At 73.4% G+C, this 17486-nt stretch carries 19 protein-coding genes; 11 read left to right on the top strand and 8 right to left on the bottom strand.

Going from position 1 to position 17486, the window contains the following annotated elements:
• Positions 1 to 68: 68 nt before the first annotated feature.
• The gene (gene dnaB / locus GD632_RS03870; protein WP_152188912.1) at positions 69 to 1436 is read left to right on the top strand and encodes a replicative DNA helicase; all 1368 of its coding nucleotides are present in this window, start codon (positions 69 to 71) and stop codon (positions 1434 to 1436) included.
• Between the two features lie 22 nt (positions 1437 to 1458).
• Here dnaB and GD632_RS03865 read toward each other — a convergent pair whose 3' ends face one another.
• From GD632_RS03865 to GD632_RS03855, 3 genes are all read right to left on the bottom strand, one after another.
• On the bottom strand, positions 1459 to 3165 hold the full coding sequence (locus tag GD632_RS03865; RefSeq protein ID WP_193311327.1) for a CAP domain-containing protein: 1707 nt from the start codon (positions 3163 to 3165) through the stop codon (positions 1459 to 1461).
• A gap of 259 nt (positions 3166 to 3424) precedes the next feature.
• On the bottom strand, positions 3425 to 4357 hold the full coding sequence (locus GD632_RS03860; RefSeq protein ID WP_152189327.1) for an aldo/keto reductase: 933 nt from the start codon (positions 4355 to 4357) through the stop codon (positions 3425 to 3427).
• 77 nt (positions 4358 to 4434) lie between these two features.
• On the bottom strand, positions 4435 to 5802 hold the full coding sequence (locus tag GD632_RS03855; RefSeq protein ID WP_152188908.1) for a cryptochrome/photolyase family protein: 1368 nt from the start codon (positions 5800 to 5802) through the stop codon (positions 4435 to 4437).
• Positions 5803 to 5926: 124 nt separating this feature from the next.
• Between GD632_RS03855 and GD632_RS03850 the strand changes: the two genes are divergently transcribed.
• The 6 genes from GD632_RS03850 to GD632_RS16355 all read left to right on the top strand — a co-directional run bounded on the left by GD632_RS03850 (position 5927) and on the right by GD632_RS16355 (position 9649).
• Positions 5927 to 6724 carry a ferritin-like domain-containing protein gene (locus GD632_RS03850; RefSeq protein WP_152188905.1) on the top strand — a complete coding sequence of 266 codons (798 nt, stop codon included), beginning with the start codon at positions 5927 to 5929 and terminating at the stop codon, positions 6722 to 6724.
• Positions 6721 to 7584, top strand: coding sequence for a hypothetical protein (locus GD632_RS03845; RefSeq protein WP_152188903.1), 864 nt, complete (start codon positions 6721 to 6723; stop codon positions 7582 to 7584). The genes GD632_RS03850 and GD632_RS03845 overlap by 4 nt, the downstream gene beginning before the upstream one ends.
• A gap of 37 nt (positions 7585 to 7621) precedes the next feature.
• Positions 7622 to 7945, top strand: a complete 324-nt coding sequence (locus GD632_RS03840) for a 2-polyprenylphenol hydroxylase (protein ID WP_152188901.1) — start codon at positions 7622 to 7624, stop codon at positions 7943 to 7945.
• Positions 7946 to 7994: 49 nt separating this feature from the next.
• Complete coding sequence (locus tag GD632_RS03835; RefSeq protein WP_152188898.1) at positions 7995 to 8441, top strand: PH domain-containing protein; 447 nt, start codon at positions 7995 to 7997, stop codon at positions 8439 to 8441.
• A 290-nt stretch (positions 8442 to 8731) separates the two neighbouring features.
• Positions 8732 to 9424, top strand: coding sequence for an NADPH-dependent F420 reductase (locus tag GD632_RS03830; RefSeq protein ID WP_152188896.1), 693 nt, complete (start codon positions 8732 to 8734; stop codon positions 9422 to 9424).
• Positions 9425 to 9514: 90 nt separating this feature from the next.
• Positions 9515 to 9649, top strand: coding sequence for a hypothetical protein (locus tag GD632_RS16355; protein ID WP_264371875.1), 135 nt, complete (start codon positions 9515 to 9517; stop codon positions 9647 to 9649).
• 3 nt (positions 9650 to 9652) lie between these two features.
• Here GD632_RS16355 and GD632_RS03825 read toward each other — a convergent pair whose 3' ends face one another.
• Together GD632_RS03825 and GD632_RS03820 are read right to left on the bottom strand one after the other, a co-directional pair.
• The gene (locus tag GD632_RS03825; protein WP_152188893.1) at positions 9653 to 10054 is read right to left on the bottom strand and encodes a hypothetical protein; all 402 of its coding nucleotides are present in this window, start codon (positions 10052 to 10054) and stop codon (positions 9653 to 9655) included.
• A 117-nt stretch (positions 10055 to 10171) separates the two neighbouring features.
• Complete coding sequence (locus GD632_RS03820) at positions 10172 to 11146, bottom strand: NAD(P)/FAD-dependent oxidoreductase (RefSeq protein ID WP_152188891.1); 975 nt, start codon at positions 11144 to 11146, stop codon at positions 10172 to 10174.
• Positions 11147 to 11228: 82 nt separating this feature from the next.
• On the opposite strand from GD632_RS03820, the gene GD632_RS03815 reads away from it, so the two are divergent.
• Positions 11229 to 12200 carry an MsnO8 family LLM class oxidoreductase gene (locus GD632_RS03815; protein WP_152189325.1) on the top strand — a complete coding sequence of 324 codons (972 nt, stop codon included), beginning with the start codon at positions 11229 to 11231 and terminating at the stop codon, positions 12198 to 12200.
• A 71-nt stretch (positions 12201 to 12271) separates the two neighbouring features.
• Here the strand turns inward: GD632_RS03815 and GD632_RS03810 are convergent, their stop codons facing one another.
• Complete coding sequence (locus tag GD632_RS03810; RefSeq protein ID WP_152188889.1) at positions 12272 to 12733, bottom strand: SRPBCC family protein; 462 nt, start codon at positions 12731 to 12733, stop codon at positions 12272 to 12274.
• Between the two features lie 134 nt (positions 12734 to 12867).
• On the opposite strand from GD632_RS03810, the gene GD632_RS03805 reads away from it, so the two are divergent.
• From GD632_RS03805 to GD632_RS03795, 3 genes are all read left to right on the top strand, one after another.
• Complete coding sequence (locus tag GD632_RS03805; protein WP_152188887.1) at positions 12868 to 14064, top strand: MFS transporter; 1197 nt, start codon at positions 12868 to 12870, stop codon at positions 14062 to 14064.
• A gap of 62 nt (positions 14065 to 14126) precedes the next feature.
• Positions 14127 to 15038, top strand: a complete 912-nt coding sequence (locus GD632_RS03800; protein ID WP_152188885.1) for a glycosyltransferase family 2 protein — start codon at positions 14127 to 14129, stop codon at positions 15036 to 15038.
• Complete coding sequence (locus tag GD632_RS03795; RefSeq protein ID WP_152188883.1) at positions 15035 to 15997, top strand: UDP-glucuronic acid decarboxylase family protein; 963 nt, start codon at positions 15035 to 15037, stop codon at positions 15995 to 15997. Before GD632_RS03800 ends, GD632_RS03795 begins: the two co-directional genes overlap by 4 nt.
• A gap of 43 nt (positions 15998 to 16040) precedes the next feature.
• Here the strand turns inward: GD632_RS03795 and trxB are convergent, their stop codons facing one another.
• On the bottom strand, positions 16041 to 17075 hold the full coding sequence (gene trxB / locus GD632_RS03790) for a thioredoxin-disulfide reductase (protein WP_152188881.1): 1035 nt from the start codon (positions 17073 to 17075) through the stop codon (positions 16041 to 16043).
• Positions 17072 to 17470 carry an arsenate reductase ArsC gene (locus GD632_RS03785; protein WP_152189323.1) on the bottom strand — a complete coding sequence of 133 codons (399 nt, stop codon included), beginning with the start codon at positions 17468 to 17470 and terminating at the stop codon, positions 17072 to 17074. The genes trxB and GD632_RS03785 overlap by 4 nt, the downstream gene beginning before the upstream one ends.
• Positions 17471 to 17486 lie beyond the last annotated feature (16 nt).

The raw sequence follows: 17486 nt of genomic DNA, 5'->3' as shown, positions 1-17486 counted from the left end.
CCCGTCGGGTCGAACGCGGACCGGGGAATGTCGGAGGTCCGCGGTAGACCAGGAGCAGGAGGAAGACGATGACTGATCTGGACGAGCGGGTTCTCGAGTCCTGTACGGGTGGGCGCGAGCTCTACGACCGCACCCCGCCGCAGGACCTCGCCGCGGAGCAGAGTGTGCTCGGCGGCATGCTGCTGTCCAAGGACGCCATCGCCGATGTCGTCGAGGAGCTGCGGGGACCGGACTTCTACCGGCCCGCGCACGAGCTCGTGTACGACGCCGTCATCGACCTCTACGGCCGCGGGGAGCCGGCCGACGCCGTCACCGTGGCCGCCGAGCTGGGCCGGCGCGGGGAGCTGGGTCGGGTGGGCGGGGCGGCCTACCTCCACACGCTCATCGCCTCGGTGCCCACCGCCGCGAACGCCGGGTACTACGCCCGGCTCGTGCGGGACCAGGCGGTGCTGCGGCGGCTCGTCGAGGCCGGCACCCGCATCGCCCAGCTCGGGTACGCGACCGACGGCGGGGACGTCGACGATCTTGTCAACTCCGCGCAGGCGGAGGTCTACGCCGTCACCGAGCGGCGCACGAGCGAGGACTACGTCCCGCTGCGCGACACGATCAACCTCACGATGGAGGAGATCGAGAACGCCGCCAACCGCGGCGAGGGCATGGTCGGTGTCCCCACCGGCTTTAACGACCTCGACGCGCTCACCAACGGCCTGCACGGCGGGCAGATGATCATCATCGCGGCGCGACCAGCCATCGGTAAGTCGACGCTGTCGCTGGACATGTGCCGCTCCGCCTCCATCAAGCACGGGCTCACGTCGGTGATCTTCTCCCTCGAGATGGGCCGCACCGAGCTGACGATGCGTCTGCTCTCGGCCGAGGCCGGCGTGCCGCTGCAGAACATGCGCAAGGGCACCATGCGCGACGAGGACTGGACCAAGGTCGCCGCGGCGATGAGCCGGGTGTCCGAGGCGCCGCTGTTCATCGACGACAGCCCCAACATGTCCCTCATGGAGATCCGCGCCAAGGCGCGGCGCCTCAAGCAGCGTCACGACCTGCGCCTCATCGTCGTCGACTACCTCCAGCTCATGTCCTCCGGCAAGCGGGTGGAGTCACGCCAGCAGGAGGTCTCGGAGTTCTCCCGTGCGCTCAAGCTCCTCGCCAAGGAGCTCGAGGTGCCGGTCATCGCCGTCGCCCAGCTCAACCGTGGCCCCGAGCAGCGCACCGACAAGAAGCCGATGATGAGCGACCTCCGGGAGTCCGGCTCGCTGGAGCAGGACGCCGACATGGTCATGCTCCTCCACCGCGAGGACGCCTACGACAGGGAGACCCGCCCCGGCGAGGCCGACATCATCGTCGCCAAGCACCGCAACGGTCCCACCGACACCATCACTGTGGCCTTCCAGGGCCACTACTCGCGCTTCCACGACATGGCGCACTGACAGGCAGCTGCTGTCCTTGTAATCAGGGGACGGTGCGCCGGATCCCCAGCGAGTCGCGCGAGTCGCCGTTCCAGTCACCGACGAGGGCGGTGTCGGTCGTGCGACCATAGGTGAGCACCCGGTCGGCGGCCCCGCCCCGGGTGGTGTTGGTGACGTAGTAGGTGTTCCCGCGGCGCACGGCGAAGGTGTCGCGCCGGTCGCCGTCCCAGTCGCCGACGTACACGTCGTCGGAGGCGCGGCCGTACGCGAGGACCGTGTCCGCTGCGCCTCCCGAGATGCTGTTCTTCACGTGGTACACGCGCCCGCGGCGTACCGCGAGGGTGTCGCGCCGGTCCCCGTCCCAGTCGCCGACGAGGACGTCGTCAGCGGCGCGGCCGTACGCGACGACGAGGTCGGCCGCACCGCCTCCGAGGCTGTTGCGCACGTGGTAGACCTTTCCGCGCCGAACCGCGAAGGTGTCCCTGCCGTCTCCGTCCCAGTCCCCGACGAGCACCCTGTCACCGGGCTTGCCGTACGTGAGGGCGCGGTGGGCGCCACCGGAGACGTTGGTGTTGGTGACGTAGAAGGTGGCCCCGATGCGGTAGGCGAGGGTGTCGGTGCCATCGCCGTCCCAGTCCCCGACGTAGACGCGGCCTCCGTCGTTGCCGTACTGGAGGACCCGCGCCGGGACGGACGGGTTGCCGTCGCTGAGGTGGTACGTCCGACCGGTGCCGCCGGTGCCGCCGTCGTCGATGGTCGCGGTGCTCGAGCCGTCGTCGTGAGGGATGGCATGCCCCGCGGAGGGAGGCGCGGGCGTGGGGGTGGGGGACGGGCCGGGTGTCGGAGCCGGGTCGGGGAGAGGCGCAGGGACGTCCGGGGGGTAGCACGACTCCTTCGTCAGCCAGCGGCCCCAGTACCAGGTGGGGGGAACGCTGGGCCGACGCCGCCTGAGGGTGTACCCCTCGGTGGCCTCGACGGTGATCATCGCCAGGCCCTCGCACCCCTCGATCTCGTGGATGCCTGCGGACACCGCGACATCGTTGAGGAAGTACCTCACGCCCGGCGCCTCGGGAATCTCGATGTTCCCGTCGAAGCGGAACACCGGGTCGGCGGGGGTGGCGAGGTCTGTCTCGAAGTCGAGCTCCCACTCGACGAACGGCTCGCCGCCCGGAAGCGTGAAGCTGTCGTCCGAGCCGACCGCCTGGATGACGACGCGGCCGCCGGGCAGGAAGAAGTACTCCGCTGGGTAGCGCCCGGCGGACCACCGGTCCCCGGGCGTTCGGTAGCGCACACCCCGCACGTCCGGGATCGTGATGAAGTCGTTCTCGCTGCCCTCGTTGTCCTCGAAGATCGGCGCGACGGGCTCGTCGCTCGTCTCCTGGCAGTACCCGAAGGCGAGATTGACGTAGACGCGGCCGGAGTCCGTGGAGACGACACCGACACCGACCTGCTTGTAGCCCAGGTCGAGGAGCCGGCGTCGGTCGAACGGGTCGTCGAGCCAGCTCTGGAATGCCTCGTCGATGCTGGAGCCGCTGGCGGAGAAGATCCACCACGATCCCCAGCACAGCTCCTCGGGCCACGGCGGTGGGGCGACGGGGCTCGTTCCGATGCCGTCGTCGGCGGCGTGACTGAGCGACCACCCCCGCGCGACGGCGTCGAGCTCCGCCAGCCGGTCGAGACGAGGGCTGTAGTTCTCGGCGCGCACGGCGCCGAGGCGTTCGTAGACCGCCTGGCTCAGCTCGGCTTCCACGTCGTCAGCGGTACGACCGAGGGCGGAGGCAGGGACGGCGAGATCCACGACGGCGAGAAGCAGAGCTAGGAGGGGGACAAAGCCACGGCGCACGCCACGACCCTGACTGGGGGATGACACGTCCGGCGGGTCCTTTCACGGTGCAGCGCGCGAAGGAGTGGCGTGCCGGCTGCGCTAGAGGCAGCGCCCGAGTATATCCCCGGTCACGACGCGCGGATAGGGATCGTGGTCGGTGAGCGCCCGGGGAGTGGCGCGTCGGTCAGGGGACGGCGTGCCCCGCCGCGCGGACCAGGCCGTACCACTCGGCGCGCGTGAGCGGGATGTCCGAGCCGGCCGCGGCCGCGGTGACGCGCTCCGGCGTCGTCGTCCCCAGGACCACCTGCATACCGGCCGGGTGCCGGGTGATCCACGCCGTCGCGATCGCCGTGGGCGTGACGTCGTGGCGCGCCGCGAGCCGGTCCAGCTCGGCGGTGAGGTCCGGGAGGTCCTCCGCCCCGAGGAGGACGCCGTTGCCGTCGCTCCTCTGGAACGGCGACCACGCCTGGACGGTGATCCCGTGGAGGCGGCAGTAGTCGAGGACGCCACCGCCGTCGCGGACGACGGCGTCCTCCGCCGCCATGTTCGCGGCGAGGCCCTGGGTGACGATCGACGAGTGCGAGAGGGACAGCTGGAGCTGGTTGGCGACGATCGGCTGGCGCACTGCGGTCCGCAGGAGGTCGATCTGGCGGGGCGTGTGGTTGGACACCCCGAAGGCGCGCACCTTGCCCGACTGCGCGAGCTCGTCGAAGGCCCGCGCCACCTCCTCCGGCTCGACGAGCGCGTCGGGGCGGTGGATGAGCAGGACGTCGACGTAGTCGGTGCGCAGCGCCCGCAGCGAGCCCTCCACCGAGGAGACGATGTGCGCGTGGGAGGAGTCGTAGGACCCCTCCGCGGGCACGATGCCGGCCTTCGTCTGGAGGACGACCTCCTCCCGCTCCGCCGGCCTCAGGGCGAGCGCCGAGCCGAAGCGCTCCTCGCAGGCGTGCATCTGCCCGCCGTAGATGTCGGCGTGGTCGAAGAAGGTGACACCGGCGTCGCGGGCGGCCCGGTAGAGGTCGCGGATCTCGTCGTCGGACTTGTCGCGGATGCGCATCATCCCGGCGACGATGTTGGGGACACGGGTGTCGGTGGGTCCCAGGGGCACGCTGCGCATCGTCACGGGGGTCCTTTCCTCTGCCCCTCGCGGGGCGGTGTCGGCGTCGGGGCAACGCTACGGGCTCCGCCAGCCGGTCACCCCCCGGGGCCGTTGCTCGCCTTGGCGGCCTCGTAGCGGCGCAGCGCCTCGAGCCGCTCGGCGGCGTGGTCGACGATGCGCTCGGGGTAGCCGTTCGAGAGCCCGTCCGGCACCGTCCACGGCTGGTGCACCGCGCGGCCGGGCACGTGGGCCAGCTCGGGCACGTAGCGGCGCACGTACGCGCCGTCGGGGTCGAAGCGCTCCCCCTGGGTGATGGGATTGAAGACGCGGAAGTAGGGAGCGGGGTCCGTGCCGGTCCCGGCCACCCACTGCCAGCCGTGGTTGTTGGACGCGACGTCGCCGTCCCGCAGGTGCTCGAGGAAGTACCGGGCCCCGTGGCCCCACCACACGTGCAGGTCCTTGACGAGGAAGCTCGCGACGACCATCCGCACCCGGTTGTGCATCCAGCCCTCGGTGAGGAGCTGGCGCATGCCGGCGTCGACGAAGGGGTACCCCGTGCGCCCCTCCTGCCACGCGTGCACGTGGTCGGACGCGTCGCCGTCCGGGTCGGCGTACTCCATGCCGCGCAGGTCCTCCCGCAGGTCCGCCCAGGCGGACTCCGGGCGGTGCCACAGGACGTCGGCGTAGAACTCGCGCCAGCACAGCTCGGTGACGAAGCGCCGGGCCCCCTCGCCCCGGCCGGCGGGGTGGGCGGCGATGTCGGCGAGCATGGTGCGCGGGTGGATGGTGCCGTACTTGAGGTGGACGGACAGCTGCGACGTCGCATCGAGGTCGGGACGGTCACGGTCCCGGCCGTAGTCGGCCAGGTCGTTCTCGAGGAAGTCCGCCCACCGCGCCAGCGCCGTCGCCTCGCCGCAGCGCACGTCCGCCTCCTCGTCCCAGGGGACGGGGGAGGACTCGACGCCGCGGTGCCAGCGCAGGCCGTCGGGCAGCGGTGCGGGCCGTGGCCAGCCGTGCTCGCGCCAGGCGCGGGAGAACGGGGTGAAGACCTGGAAGGGACCGCCGTCGGCCTTGCGCACGAGCCCCGGCCCGACGGCGTAGGGCGTGCCGGTCGCGACGAGCGGCACCTCGTCCAGGGTGCGGCCGACCCGCTCGTCGCGGTTGCGGCCGTAGGGGGTCGTCTCCCGGCTGACGTGGACGCTGCCGGCACCGACCTCGCGCACGAGCCGGGGGATCTCCTCCTCCGGCCGTCCGACGCGGACGACGACCGCACCGTCGTAGGACTCGTCGAGCTCGGCCAGGGCGGCGGCGAGGTGGGCCCGGCGCACCGCCCCCGCCGACGCGAGCAGCACCGGGTCCGCGACGAACACAGGCAGCACCTCCCCACCCGCCTCGTGGGCGGCGAGCAGGGCGGGCAGGTCGTGCAGGCGCAGGTCCCGACGCAGCCACAGCAGAGCGGTCATGGCCGCCATCATCCGGTGCGGCCCGCGGAGACGCCTGCTGGTGTGCCGACCCATCCGCCGAGCGACCGGCTCCGAACCCCGGTCGTGGTGGCACAGGCCGCCCGACCGACCGGAGGGAGAGGCCATGGCCTTCGACATCGACCGTTACGCCCGTGAGTCACAAGCCCTGCGCTGGGAGGACCTCGACCTGGACGCCTTCCGGCGCGACCCGCTCCCGCCCGAGACCCTCCGGGTGCTGCGGTACATGTGCGACGTCGAGTTCCACACGGTGTGCTACCTCCGCGACATGCTCGTGACCCCCTCTCGTCGCGACGGGGAGGTGAGCACCTTCATGACGATCTGGAACCGGGAGGAGTTCTGGCACGGGGAGGCGCTGTCCCGCGTGCTCGCGCTCCACGGCATCACCATCGAGTTCGACGAGGTGAAGGCGCGGCGGATCAAGGTGGGCTGGCGGGACAGGCTCGCGCCCGTGCGGCAGTCGGTGCTGTCGAACATCGTCGGCAAGGACTTCATCGCGGTCCACATGACCTGGGGCGCTCTCAACGAGTGGTCCACCGCGGCGGGGTACAAGCGCCTCGCCGCTCTCACGCCCCACCCCGTGCTCGAGACGCTCCTGCGCCGTATCGCCGCACAGGAGAGCAAGCACATCGCGTTCTACACGACGCAGGCCAGGGCGAGGCTCGAGGACAACGTCAAGGCCCAGCGCCTCGTGCGGCTGGCCCTCCGTACGGCGTGGGAGCCCGTCGGGTCGGGCATCTCCCGGGAGGAGGACGTCGACTTCGTGCTCACCCACCTGTTCTCGGGCCCGGACGGCCGCAAGGAGGTCGAGGCCATCGACCGGCACCTCTCCCGGCTGCCCGGCCTGGACGGGCTGCGTCTGGTGTCGGACGCGGTCGACGCACGCGGGACGGTGGCCGCATGAGCGCCTTCGACGTGCGGGCGTACACGCGGGACCCTCTCGACCTGCGCGAGTCGGGTACACCCGAGCCGCCGGGGCTCCGGAAGGCCGCCGTCGACGCCGTCGCCTACCTCTGGTCGGTCGAGCGGGCCGCACTCGACCGGGTCCGTGACGTCCTCGTGACGCCGACCCATGCCGACGCCCGGGTCACCGCCTTCCTCATCACGTGGACCTTCGAGCAGCACGCCCTCGCCGAGCGCCTGGCCGGCGTGCTCGCCGTCAACGGGCGTGCCGTCCAGCCACCGCCGGACTCGCGGCAGGGCCGCGTGCGACGAGTGTGGGACGAGCGGGTGGCCCCGACGGTCGGAGCCGTGCGCAGCAACCTCCTCGGCGCGGACGTCACGAGCGGGCACCTGTCCGCCGGCTGGCTCGACGCGGCGACGACCGGCCTGCTCCACCGCCGGCTCGCCCACCTGGACCCTCGGCTCGCGGAGCTGTCGCGGCTCGTTCACGCGCTCAAGGCGCGCCACCTGGAGTTCTTCACCGCGGAGCTCGACTGGCGGCTGAGCATCGCACCGGCGGCCACTGCCGCCCCGGGCCGGCCCGGGACGGCCCGCCGCGTCGGCTCCGTCACCGGCGCGCGCCGGCACGGGCGGCGTGCTGCTGCTGCCTGGAGATGGCCCGGGACCCGGTACGTCAAGCCGGGACCCGCGGGCGAGGTCGCCCGACAGCTCCTCGGCCGGCACGGGGGGATCGACGAGGTGCGGACCCTCGACGCGAGCTTCGCCGCCTTCCCCGGCCTTGCCAGGTCCCACCCGATCGAGGCTGGGCTGAGCGCCCTGCTCGGCGGAAGCCGCCGCGCGCCCGGGTCGGCGGGTGTCTAGGGTGCTGAGGACCGGCGGGTGGTGCAAGGAGGCGATCATGACGGGATCGCGGAACGCGGAGGAGGACTCCTCGACCGACGACGAGCGTTGGCTCGTCGTGGCCGGGCGGCGGTGGCGGCGGCAGGACCCGGCGCTGCCGCCGGAGGTCGCCGAGCGTCTGCTGTCCCACCTCGGCCGGGGACGCTCGGGCGTCCGGGCGCTGAAGAAGGCCGGGCAGGACCCGGCCCCCGCTCGCGAGCGGGTGGGCCTGGCCAAGCACGGGCTCGGCGAGCGCGGCACCCCGTGGTGGGAGCAGGACGAGGACGAGCGTCGTCACCGGTGGGAGTCGGCCCTCGAGCGGCTCGACGCGCTCGACGGCTGACCGGCCCGTGCGGCGGACAGGGCACCGGGCCTCCTGAGAGGCTGCGGGCATGCAGCACGACCCGCGCGAGGAGCAGCCGCGCATCCTCCTGCGTGAGGAGGTGCGGCGCTGGGAGGCAGTGATGCTGGCGGTGCTGGTGATCGCCGCGGTCGCCGTCGTGTGGTGGATCGGGACCAGGAACCGGCCGGGCAGCCTCCTGTCGATGCTGCCGGCCACCGTCTTCTTTGCGGTCTTCGTCCTCACGCTGCTGCGGCCCAAGCGGGTCGAGCTGCGCGACACCGAGCTCGTGCTGCGCTCCGCCGCGCGCACCCGGCGCATCCCGTACGAGGAGATCGCGACCGTGAGGGGCGACATCCCCAGCCGGATCGACTGGAGCACCCGCCTCGAGCTGGAGCTGCGCGACGGTCGCACGGTGTGGGTCCCCTCCACCCGCGAGCAGCTCGCCGTCGTCCACGAGCTGATCTCCGAGCGGATCGGGCAGGAGCCCGCCGGCTGACGCCGTCCTGCGCACATGTCCGCGACACGCGCGCGACACGCCGGGACACCTGTCGTGGACGAGGCCGTTGCGAAGACTTGTGCGCAGATCAGCGTCACGCGCGGCGCCGAGCGGATCGGGCAGCAGGCCACCGGCTGACGCCGTCCTGCGCACATGTCCGCGACACGCGCGCGACACGCCGGGACACCTGTCGTGGACGGGGCCGTTGCGGAGACGTGTGCGCAGATCAGCCTCACGCGCGGCCGGCGCCGGCGGGGAATGCCCCGACCGGCGCCGCGGTTGCAGCGCCCATGACAACGATCGGACTCATCGGCAGTGGACACATCGGCAGCGCCATCGCGCGACTCGCGGTCGCCGCGGGGCACGAGGTGGTGCTGAGCAACAGCCGCGGGCCGGAGACCCTCGCCGACCTCGTCGCCGAGCTCGGGCCGAACGCGCGGGCGGCGACGGCGCAGGAGGCGGCAGCGGCGGGCGAGATCGTCGTCGTGACGGTCCCCTTCACCGCCTACCGGCAGGTGCCGGTCGAGCCGCTGCGCGGCAAGGTCGTCACCGACACGAACAACTACTACCACGAGCGCGACGGCCACATCCCCGAGCTCGACGACGAGTCGACGACCGTCAGCGAGCTGCTCCAGGAGCACCTGCCGGAGTCGCACGTCGTCAAGGCCTTCAACAACATCAACTTCGCCCACATCCCCCCGCTGGCGCGCCCCACCGGCAGCCCCGACCGCTCGGCGCTCCCGATCGCGGGCGACGACACCGCCGCCAAGGGCCAGGTCACCGTCCTCCTCGACTCCCTCGGGTTCGACGTCGTCGACGCGGGCCCGCTCGCCGAGGGCTGGCGCTTCCAGCGCGACACCCCCGCCTACGGGATGGTCTACGTGACACCCGGCACCACCTACCCGGACTGGACCGCCGAGCCCGCGCCTGCCGCGGTCGTCGAGGACGCGCTGGCCGCCGCCACGCGCTCCCGGGACGTGTAGCGCCCGGTCCCTCACATCCCGTCCGGTCCGGCCGATGGTCTGGACAACAGCCGGCAGCAGACCGCCGGCGGACCGGACGGAGGCGGCGGCGTGAGCGCAACGGTGAACCAGCAGGCACCCGCGCACCGCCCCGGCTCGTGGCGCGACAAGGTCCTCGCGCAGCACGAGATCGACCAGGCCCGACTCCGGGTCCTCATCGCCGAGGACCCCGAGGAGCACCTCTGAGGCTCAGGGCCCCAGGAGCTCCTCGAACGGGGCGACCCGCACCTCCCGTGCGGCCTCCCGCGCCACGTGCTCATCGAGCGTGACGAAGGCGTCGGCCTGCAGCCGGGTGAGCGCGACGTACTCCGCCGTCCCCGTGTCCTCCCACGCCATCCGCTCGGCGACCTCCCATGCCGCCCGCAGCAGCACCCGGTCGCCGAGCACCCGGATCCGGAGGCTGCGGACGTGGTCGAAGCACGCCTGCGCCTGCTCCCGGCTCACCTCCCCGGCGCGCGTGCAGCGGTACAGGAGCGAGAGCAGCTCCGAGCGCAGGAGCGTGGGCGCCACCAGCTGCGCGCCCTTGCCCGGGCGGACCCCTCGCAGGCCGAGCTCCAGTGCGACGTCGGCCCCGATGACGTAGCGCGGCATGGCACTCCCTCCACGGAAGTGCCCGTCATTCCACCGTATCCGGCGCCTTTCCGCCACCGGTGCCGCATCCCAGTCGCCCGTCGCCGGGCTGCCGAGGTCCCAGGTGGACTGCTGCGCCTACTGGCGGCGCTGAGCCGCCTCGCGGGCCGCGTGCGCGTCGACGAGCGCCAGCTCGCCGTTGATGCCGATCGCGGCGCGCGCGCCGAGCTCGGCGGCGCCGAGCACCTGGCACGACAGGTCGACGACGTTCCCCGCCGCCCACACCCCCGGCACGGACGTGCGGCCCTCGTCGTCGGTCTCCAGGGCGGTGCCCATGTCGCCGGTGACGGTGCGCGCGCCCAGGCCGTCCAGGACGGCGCTGTTGAGCCGGAAGCGCGGGGCGACGAAGACGGCCCCGCCCTCGACCCGGGGGCCGTCGGCGAGGACGACGGCGACGGGTCCGTCCTCACCGTCGACCACCTCGCGTGCCTGCCCGGGCACCACCCGCACCCCGCGGGCGGCCAGGAGCGTGGCGTCGTCCTCGTCGACCGGGCCGGCGTCGTGGACGACGACGGTGACGTCCTCGGTCCACTGCCGCAGCAGCAGCGCCTGGTGGACGGTGCCCTCGATGCTGTCCGCGAGGACGACGAGCGGGCGGTCACGCACCTCGTAGCCGTGGCAGTACGGGCAGTGCAGGACGTCGCGGCCCCAGCGCTCGGCGAGGCCGGCGACGTCGGGCAGCTCGTCGACGATCCCGCTCGCCACGACCACCCGCCGCGCCCGCAGGCGCCGGCCACCGGCCAGCTCCACCCGCAGGGTGGGCGCCGTGGGGTCCTCGACGACGACGACGGCGCTCGCCTCGTCCGCGACGAGCTCCACCCCGTAGCCGCTCACCTCCTGACGGGCGGCGGCGAGGAAGTCGGCCGGCGTGGAGCCGTCGCGGGTGAGGAAGCCGTGGACGGCGGGGGAGCAGGCGTTGCGGGGGCTGCCGGCGTCCACGACCGTGACCGAGCGGCGGGCTCGGCCCAGGACGAGGGCGGCGGACAGGCCCGCCGGCCCGGCGCCGATGACGACGACGTCGCGGGACCCGGGGGCGGTGGAGGCATCGGCCATCCCCCTACTGTGCGGTCGCTCGGCGGCGGCGGCATCCCGCGACGGTGAGGGCCGGCCGCCTTAGCCTCTATGGGTGAGTCGTCTGCGCCTGTCCCTCCTCGACCGTTCCCGCACCCGCGCCGGTGAGGAGCACGCGGTGGCGCTGCGGGCCACGGTCGAGCGGGCGCGCCGGGCCGAGGAGCTGGGCTACCACCGGTTCTGGGTCGCCGAGCACCACGCCGTGCCCGGCATCGCGAGCGGCGCCCCGGCCGTCCTGGCGGCGGCGGTCGCCGCGGCCACGAGCCGCGTCCGGGTGGGCTCGGGAGGTGTCATGCTCCCCAACCACCGGCCGCTCGTCGTCGCCGAGCAGTTCGCCATGCTCGAGGCGCTGCACCCCGGTCGGATCGACCTGGGCGTGGGGCGCTCCCTCGGGTTCACGGCGCCGGTCCGCGAGGCGCTCGGCACGACGCGGGACGAGCCGGAGGCCTTCGCCGCCGATCTCGCGGCCGTGCGCGACTACCTCACCGGGCGTGGACCCGTGACGGCGATGCCGGTCGTGGCCTGCCCGCCGCCCGTCTTCGTCCTCGCCACCGGCAGCGGCCTGGAGGTCGCGGCCAGGGCCGGGCTGCCCGTCGTCGTCGGCGGGCCGGCCCTGGCCGACGACGACGGCGCGATCGCCCGCTACCGGCGCGAGTTCCGGCCGAGCGAGGCCTGCCCCGAACCGTACGTCGTCGTCAGCCTCGAGGTCATGGTCGCGCGGACGACCACGCACGCGCGCGACCTCCTGCTCCCCGAGGCGTGGGCGATGGCCGAGTCGCGCACCACCGGGGCCTTCCCGCCGCTCGAGCCCGTCGAGGCGGTGCGACGGCGCCAGCCCACGGACAAACAGCGGGCGACCATCGCGGGCTTCCTGTCCGCGGCCCTGTACGGCACACCGACCGCCGTCGGGGTGTCGCTGGCGGCGCTCGCCGAGCGCACCGGGGCCGACGAGGTCATGGTCTCGACGTCCACCTACGACCGTGACGAGCTCGCCCACGTCGACGAGGCCCTCGTGGACGCCGTCGCCGCGCTGTAGACCCCTCTCCGACGCACCGACAGCCGGATTCCTCCAGGAGAGGTCCGGCTGTCGGTGCGTCGGAGACGTGGCTAGCTGGGGTTCTCGACGTCGCCGCGCCAGGCGCCGCTCTCGACGCCACGCTTCTCGATGAACTCCTTGAAGCGGGCGGCGTCCGCCTTGACCTGACGGGTGTCGAAGCCGAGGGCGGAGCCGACCTTCTCCTTGGCGTCCGAGGGCTCCCAGTCGATCTGGATCATCACCCGGGTGGTCGTGTCGCTGAGCCGGTGGAAGGTGACGACGCCGGCCTGGTGGACGTCCCCACCGACGCTGCGCCACGCGATGCGCTCGTCGGGGTGCTGCTCGGTGATCTCGGTGTTGAACTCACGCCGCTGGCCGCCGACTGTCGTCACCCAGCGGTTGAGCGTGTCGCTCACCTGGGTGATCGACTCGACGCCCTCCATGAACTGGGGAAAGGACTCGAACTGGGTCCACTGGTTGTAGGCGGTGCTGACCGGGACTTCGACGTCGATCGACTCTTGGACCTGGCTCATCTCGTACCTCCTGGAGGTCGGTGACGGGTGGACGTCCTGCCTACCAGCGGCGGGTGCCGCCTGCCACCGGAGGTGCCCCGCGGCCGGGGCGCGCGGGGACCGGCGGGGCACGACGGTCCGGTTAGCCTGCGAGCATGTCCACCCTCCCGGCCGCGCCGCCCCCGTCACGTTCGCCGCGGGAGCCCGTGAGCGGCTCGGTCTGGCGTGCACCGGGCGTGCCGCTGCTCGTCGCGATGACCGTCCTCGCGTTCTCCGGCTACGCCGCCCTGCTGCCCGTCGCCCCGCTGTGGGCCGTGCACGGCGGCGCCGGCTCCGTCGGCGCCGGGCTGGTCAACGGCGTCCTCATGCTGGTCACGGTGCTCACCCAGCTCGTCGTGCCCACGGCGCTGCGGCGGATCGGCTGGGCGCCGGTGCTCGCGGCGGGCATGCTCCTGCTCGGGCTGCCCTCGGCGGCCCTGGCCCTGAGCGACGGACTCCTGCCCGTCCTCGTCCTCTCCGCGGTCCGGGGGCTCGGCTTCGGGGTCGTCACCGTGACGGGCAGCGCGCTCGTCGCCGAGCTCGTGGAGCCGCGGCGGCGGGGGGCGGCCATCGGTGCCTACGGGCTGGCGATCGCCGGCCCGCAGGTCCTCCTCCTGTCCGCCGGGCCGTGGATCGTCGAGCAGCTCGGCTACCGGGTGGTCTTCTCCCTTGGGCTGCTGCCCGCGCTCGGCGTCGTGCCCGCCGTCCTCCTCGCGCGGCGGCTCGACCACGTCCCAGAGGCGCGGGAGCGTGCCCCTTACGGGCGGCTGCTGCACCCCATGGGCCTCCTGCTCGCCGTGACGCTCGCCGGCGGCGCGCTCATCACGTTCATGGCGCCGATGAGCAGCAGCGCCGCCCTCAGCACCGTGGCGCTGCTCCTCCTCACCGTGGCGGCCGCGGTCGCCCGCTGGCGGGTGGGCGCCCTGGCCGACCGCTTCGGGCCGCGGCCCTTCCTGTGGCCCCTCGTCCTCCTCACCGCCGCCGGGATGGCCGTGGTCGCCTGGGCCGTGCGCGACCCGCAGGCCACCGCCGTGCTCCCGCTCCTGCTCGGCGCCGGCCTCGTCGGTGTCAGCTACGGCGGCCTGCAGAACCTCACGCTCGTCCTCGCCTTCCGCACGGTGAGCCGGCCGCACTACGGCTCGGCCAGCGCGGTCTGGAACATCGGCTTCGACGCCGGCACCGGGCTGGGCGCCGTCGCCGTCGGGGTGGTGGCAGCGGGGAGCTCGTTCACCACGGCGCTGCTCGTCGCCGGGGCCGTCTCGCTCCTCACCCTGCCGCTGGCGCTCCTCCGCCGCGGACCCCAGGAGGGCTGAGCCGCTCGGCGTGCGTCTCCCGCCCGGCCGCCCCATGCTGAGGGGCGTCGAGAGGAGACGGCGTGACGGATCCCACCACCGGGCGCGAGTCCGAGGACGAGCGCGTGAGCGTCGTCGTCGTGAGCCACAACCGCCGCGAGGAGCTGCTGCGCTCGATCGCCCGCCACCGGGCCCCCGTCGTCTACGTCGACAACGCCTCCACGGACGGCAGCGCCGACGCCGTGAGCGCCAGCTTCCCCGACGTCGAGGTCGTGCGGCTGGCCCGGAACGCCGGTGCCTACGGACGCACGATCGGCGTGAGGCGGGCGCGGACCCCGTTCGTCGCGTTCGCCGACGACGACTCGTGGTGGGCGCCCGGGGCGCTCGCGGCCGCCGCCGACCACTTCGCCACGCACCCGCGGCTCGGGCTGGTCCAGGCACGGATCCTCGTCGGCCCCGAGGAGCGGCTCGACCCGACGTGCGCCGACATGGCCGGCTCACCGCTGCCCGGTGCCCCGGACGTGCCGGGCGCCCCGCTCCTCGGCTTCATCGCCTGCGGTGCGGTCGTGCGGGTGGACGCCTTCCTCGAGGCCGGCGGCTTCGACGACGTCGTGCGCTTCCCCGGGGAGGAGGAGCGCCTGGCGCTCGACCTCGCCGACCGCGGCTGGCAGCTGAGCTACCTCGACGACGTCGTCGCGCACCACCACCCCTCCCCGGTGCGCGGGTCCGCCGACGCCCGCCGCCGTGCCCTCGCCCGTTCCGCCGTCCTCACCGGCACCATGCGTCTGCCCGCGCGTGACGCGCTCGCCCGGGTCCGGCGGACGGTGGCCGCGGGCCCCGTCCAGCGCGCCGGGGCCAGGGACGCGCTCGCCGACCTGCCGGGGGCCCTGCGCCGTCGTCGCACGGTCTCCCACCGGGTGGCCGCGCAGGCGGAGCTGCTGCGACGCGCGCCCGTGCCGGCTCGACGAGCTCACCGAGACGGAGGACAGCGATGAGAGCAGTGCAGCGAGGCGGCCGTGCGGTCGTCACGGGCGGGGCCGGGTTCCTCGGCAGCCACCTGTGCGAGGCCCTGCTCGAGGACGGCTGGCAGGTCGTGGCGCTGGACAACTTCCTCACCGGCGCGGCCGGGAACGTCGCGCACCTCGCGCGGCGGCCCGGCTTCGAGCTCGTCCACTGCGACGTCACCGAGAACATGCACGTGAGGGGCGACGTCGACCTCGTCCTCCACTTCGCCTCCCCGGCCTCACCGGTGGACTACCTCGAGCTGCCGATCGAGACGCTGCGCGTCGGCTCGGTAGGGACCGAGCGGGCGCTGCGCCTGGCCCGGGACAAGGGCGCACGCTTCGTCCTGGCCTCGACCTCCGAGGTGTACGGGGACCCGCAGGTCCACCCGCAGCCGGAGAGCTACTGGGGGCACGTCAACCCGATCGGGCCGCGCGGGGTGTATGACGAGGCCAAGCGGTACGCCGAGGCCATCGTCACCGCCTACCGCGGCGCGCACGACGTGGACACCGGGATCGTGCGGATCTTCAACACCTACGGCCCGCGGATGCGCCCCTACGACGGGCGGGCGATCCCCACCTTCATCCGCCAGGGTCTCGCCGGCGAGCCGCTCACCGTGGCGGGCGACGGCAGCCAGACCCGTTCGGTCTGCTACGTCGACGACCTCGTCGCCGGGATCCTCGCCCTGGCGCGCAGCGGTCACCCCGGACCGGTCAACATCGGCAACCCGCAGGAGCGGACGGTCCTTGAGATCGCCGAGGCGGTCGTCGCCGCCACGGGCGGGCGCTCGCGCATCGAGTTCGTCGAGCGGCCGGTCGACGACCCCGAGGTGCGGCGCCCGGACACGACGCTCGCCCGCACCGAGCTGGGCTGGCAGCCGCGGGTCTCGTGGGAGGAGGGCCTGCGCAGGACCGTCGACTGGTTCGCCGGGGCCCTGAGCCGGTCCGCCTGAGCGCTCCACCGAGCACGTCACCGCGTTCCCCGCGCCGGCCCGTTCACAGGGAGACGGCGCCCTGGGGGGTTTGGGAGGCGTCGGTGGCGGGTTCGGCGGCTTCGCCGAGGGCGGCGAGGTAGCGTTCGGCGTCCAGGGCGGCGGCGCAGCCGGTGCCGGCGGCGGTGATGGCTTGGCGGTAGGTGTGGTCCACGGCGTCGCCGCAGGCGAAGACGCCGGGGATGTTGGTGGCGGTGGAGGGGTGGGTGACGATGATGTAGCCGTTGTCGTCGAGGTCGACCTGGCCGGTGAGGATGTCGGTGCGCGGGACGTGGCCGATGGCGACGAACAGGCCGGTGGCGTCCATCTCGCGCTCGGCGCCGGTGAGGGTGTCGCGCAGGGTGAGGCCGGTGACCTTGTCGGTGCCGTGGATGGCGGTGATCTCGCTGTTCCACGCGAAGTCGATCTTGGGGTTGGCCATGGCGCGGTCGGCCATGATCTTGGAGGCGCGCAGCTCGTCGCGGCGGTGGACGACCGTCACCCGTGAGGCGAACTTGGTGAGGAAGGTGGCTTCCTCCATGGCGGAGTCCCCGCCGCCGGCGACGACGATGTGCTGGTCGCGGAAGAAGAAGCCGTCGCAGGTGGCGCAGTAGGACACCCCGCGTCCGCCGAGGGTCTTCTCCCCTTCCAGGCCGAGCTCCTTGTACGCCGAGCCGTTGGCGAGGATGACGGCCCGGGCCCGGTAGGTCTCGCCCTCGGCCGTTGTCACGGTCTTGACCTCGCCGGTGAGGTCGACGGAGGTGGCGTCGTCGTAGATGACGGTGGCGCCGAACTTCTCGGCCTGGGTCTGCATCTTGTCCATGAGCTCGGGGCCCATGACGCCCTGGGGGAAGCCGGGGAAGTTCTCCACCTCGGTGGTGTTCATCAGCGCGCCGCCGGCGGTGACCGCGCCGGCGATGACGACCGGGGCGAGGTTCGCGCGCGCGGCGTAGATCGCGGCCGTGTACCCGGCAGGGCCGGAACCGACGATGACAACCTCGTGCACCCGGCCCGGGTCGCTGGGCTTGCTGGCCGTGGTGAGGGGGGTCAGCTCGATCATCGGGATCCCGCCCTCGCGGGGAGCAGGTCGGCCAGCAGTGCCTCGACTCGGCCGCGGATGTCGTCGCGGACCTGGCGGACGGTCTCGATGCCCTTGCCGGCGGGGTCGGTGAGCGACCAGTCCTCGTAGCGCACGCCGGGGAAGAAGGGGCACGCGTCCCCGCAGCCCATGGTGATGACGACGTCGGAGGCCTGGACGGCCTCGGGGGTGAGGATCTTGGGCCGCTGGTCGGAGATGTCGATGCCGACCTCGGCCATCGCCTCGACGGCGACCGGGTTGATCGTCCCCGCGGGCGCGGAGCCGGAGGAGCGCACCTCGACCTGGCCGTCGGACAGGGCGGTGAGGAAGCCGGCGGCCATCTGGGAACGGCCGGCGTTGTGGACGCAGACGAACATGACACTGGGACGGTCG

This window comes from Georgenia satyanarayanai (assembly GCF_009193135.1).
Lineage (GTDB): Bacteria > Actinomycetota > Actinomycetes > Actinomycetales > Actinomycetaceae > Oceanitalea > Oceanitalea satyanarayanai.
This window is presented reverse-complemented; position numbering and strand designations above follow the sequence as displayed.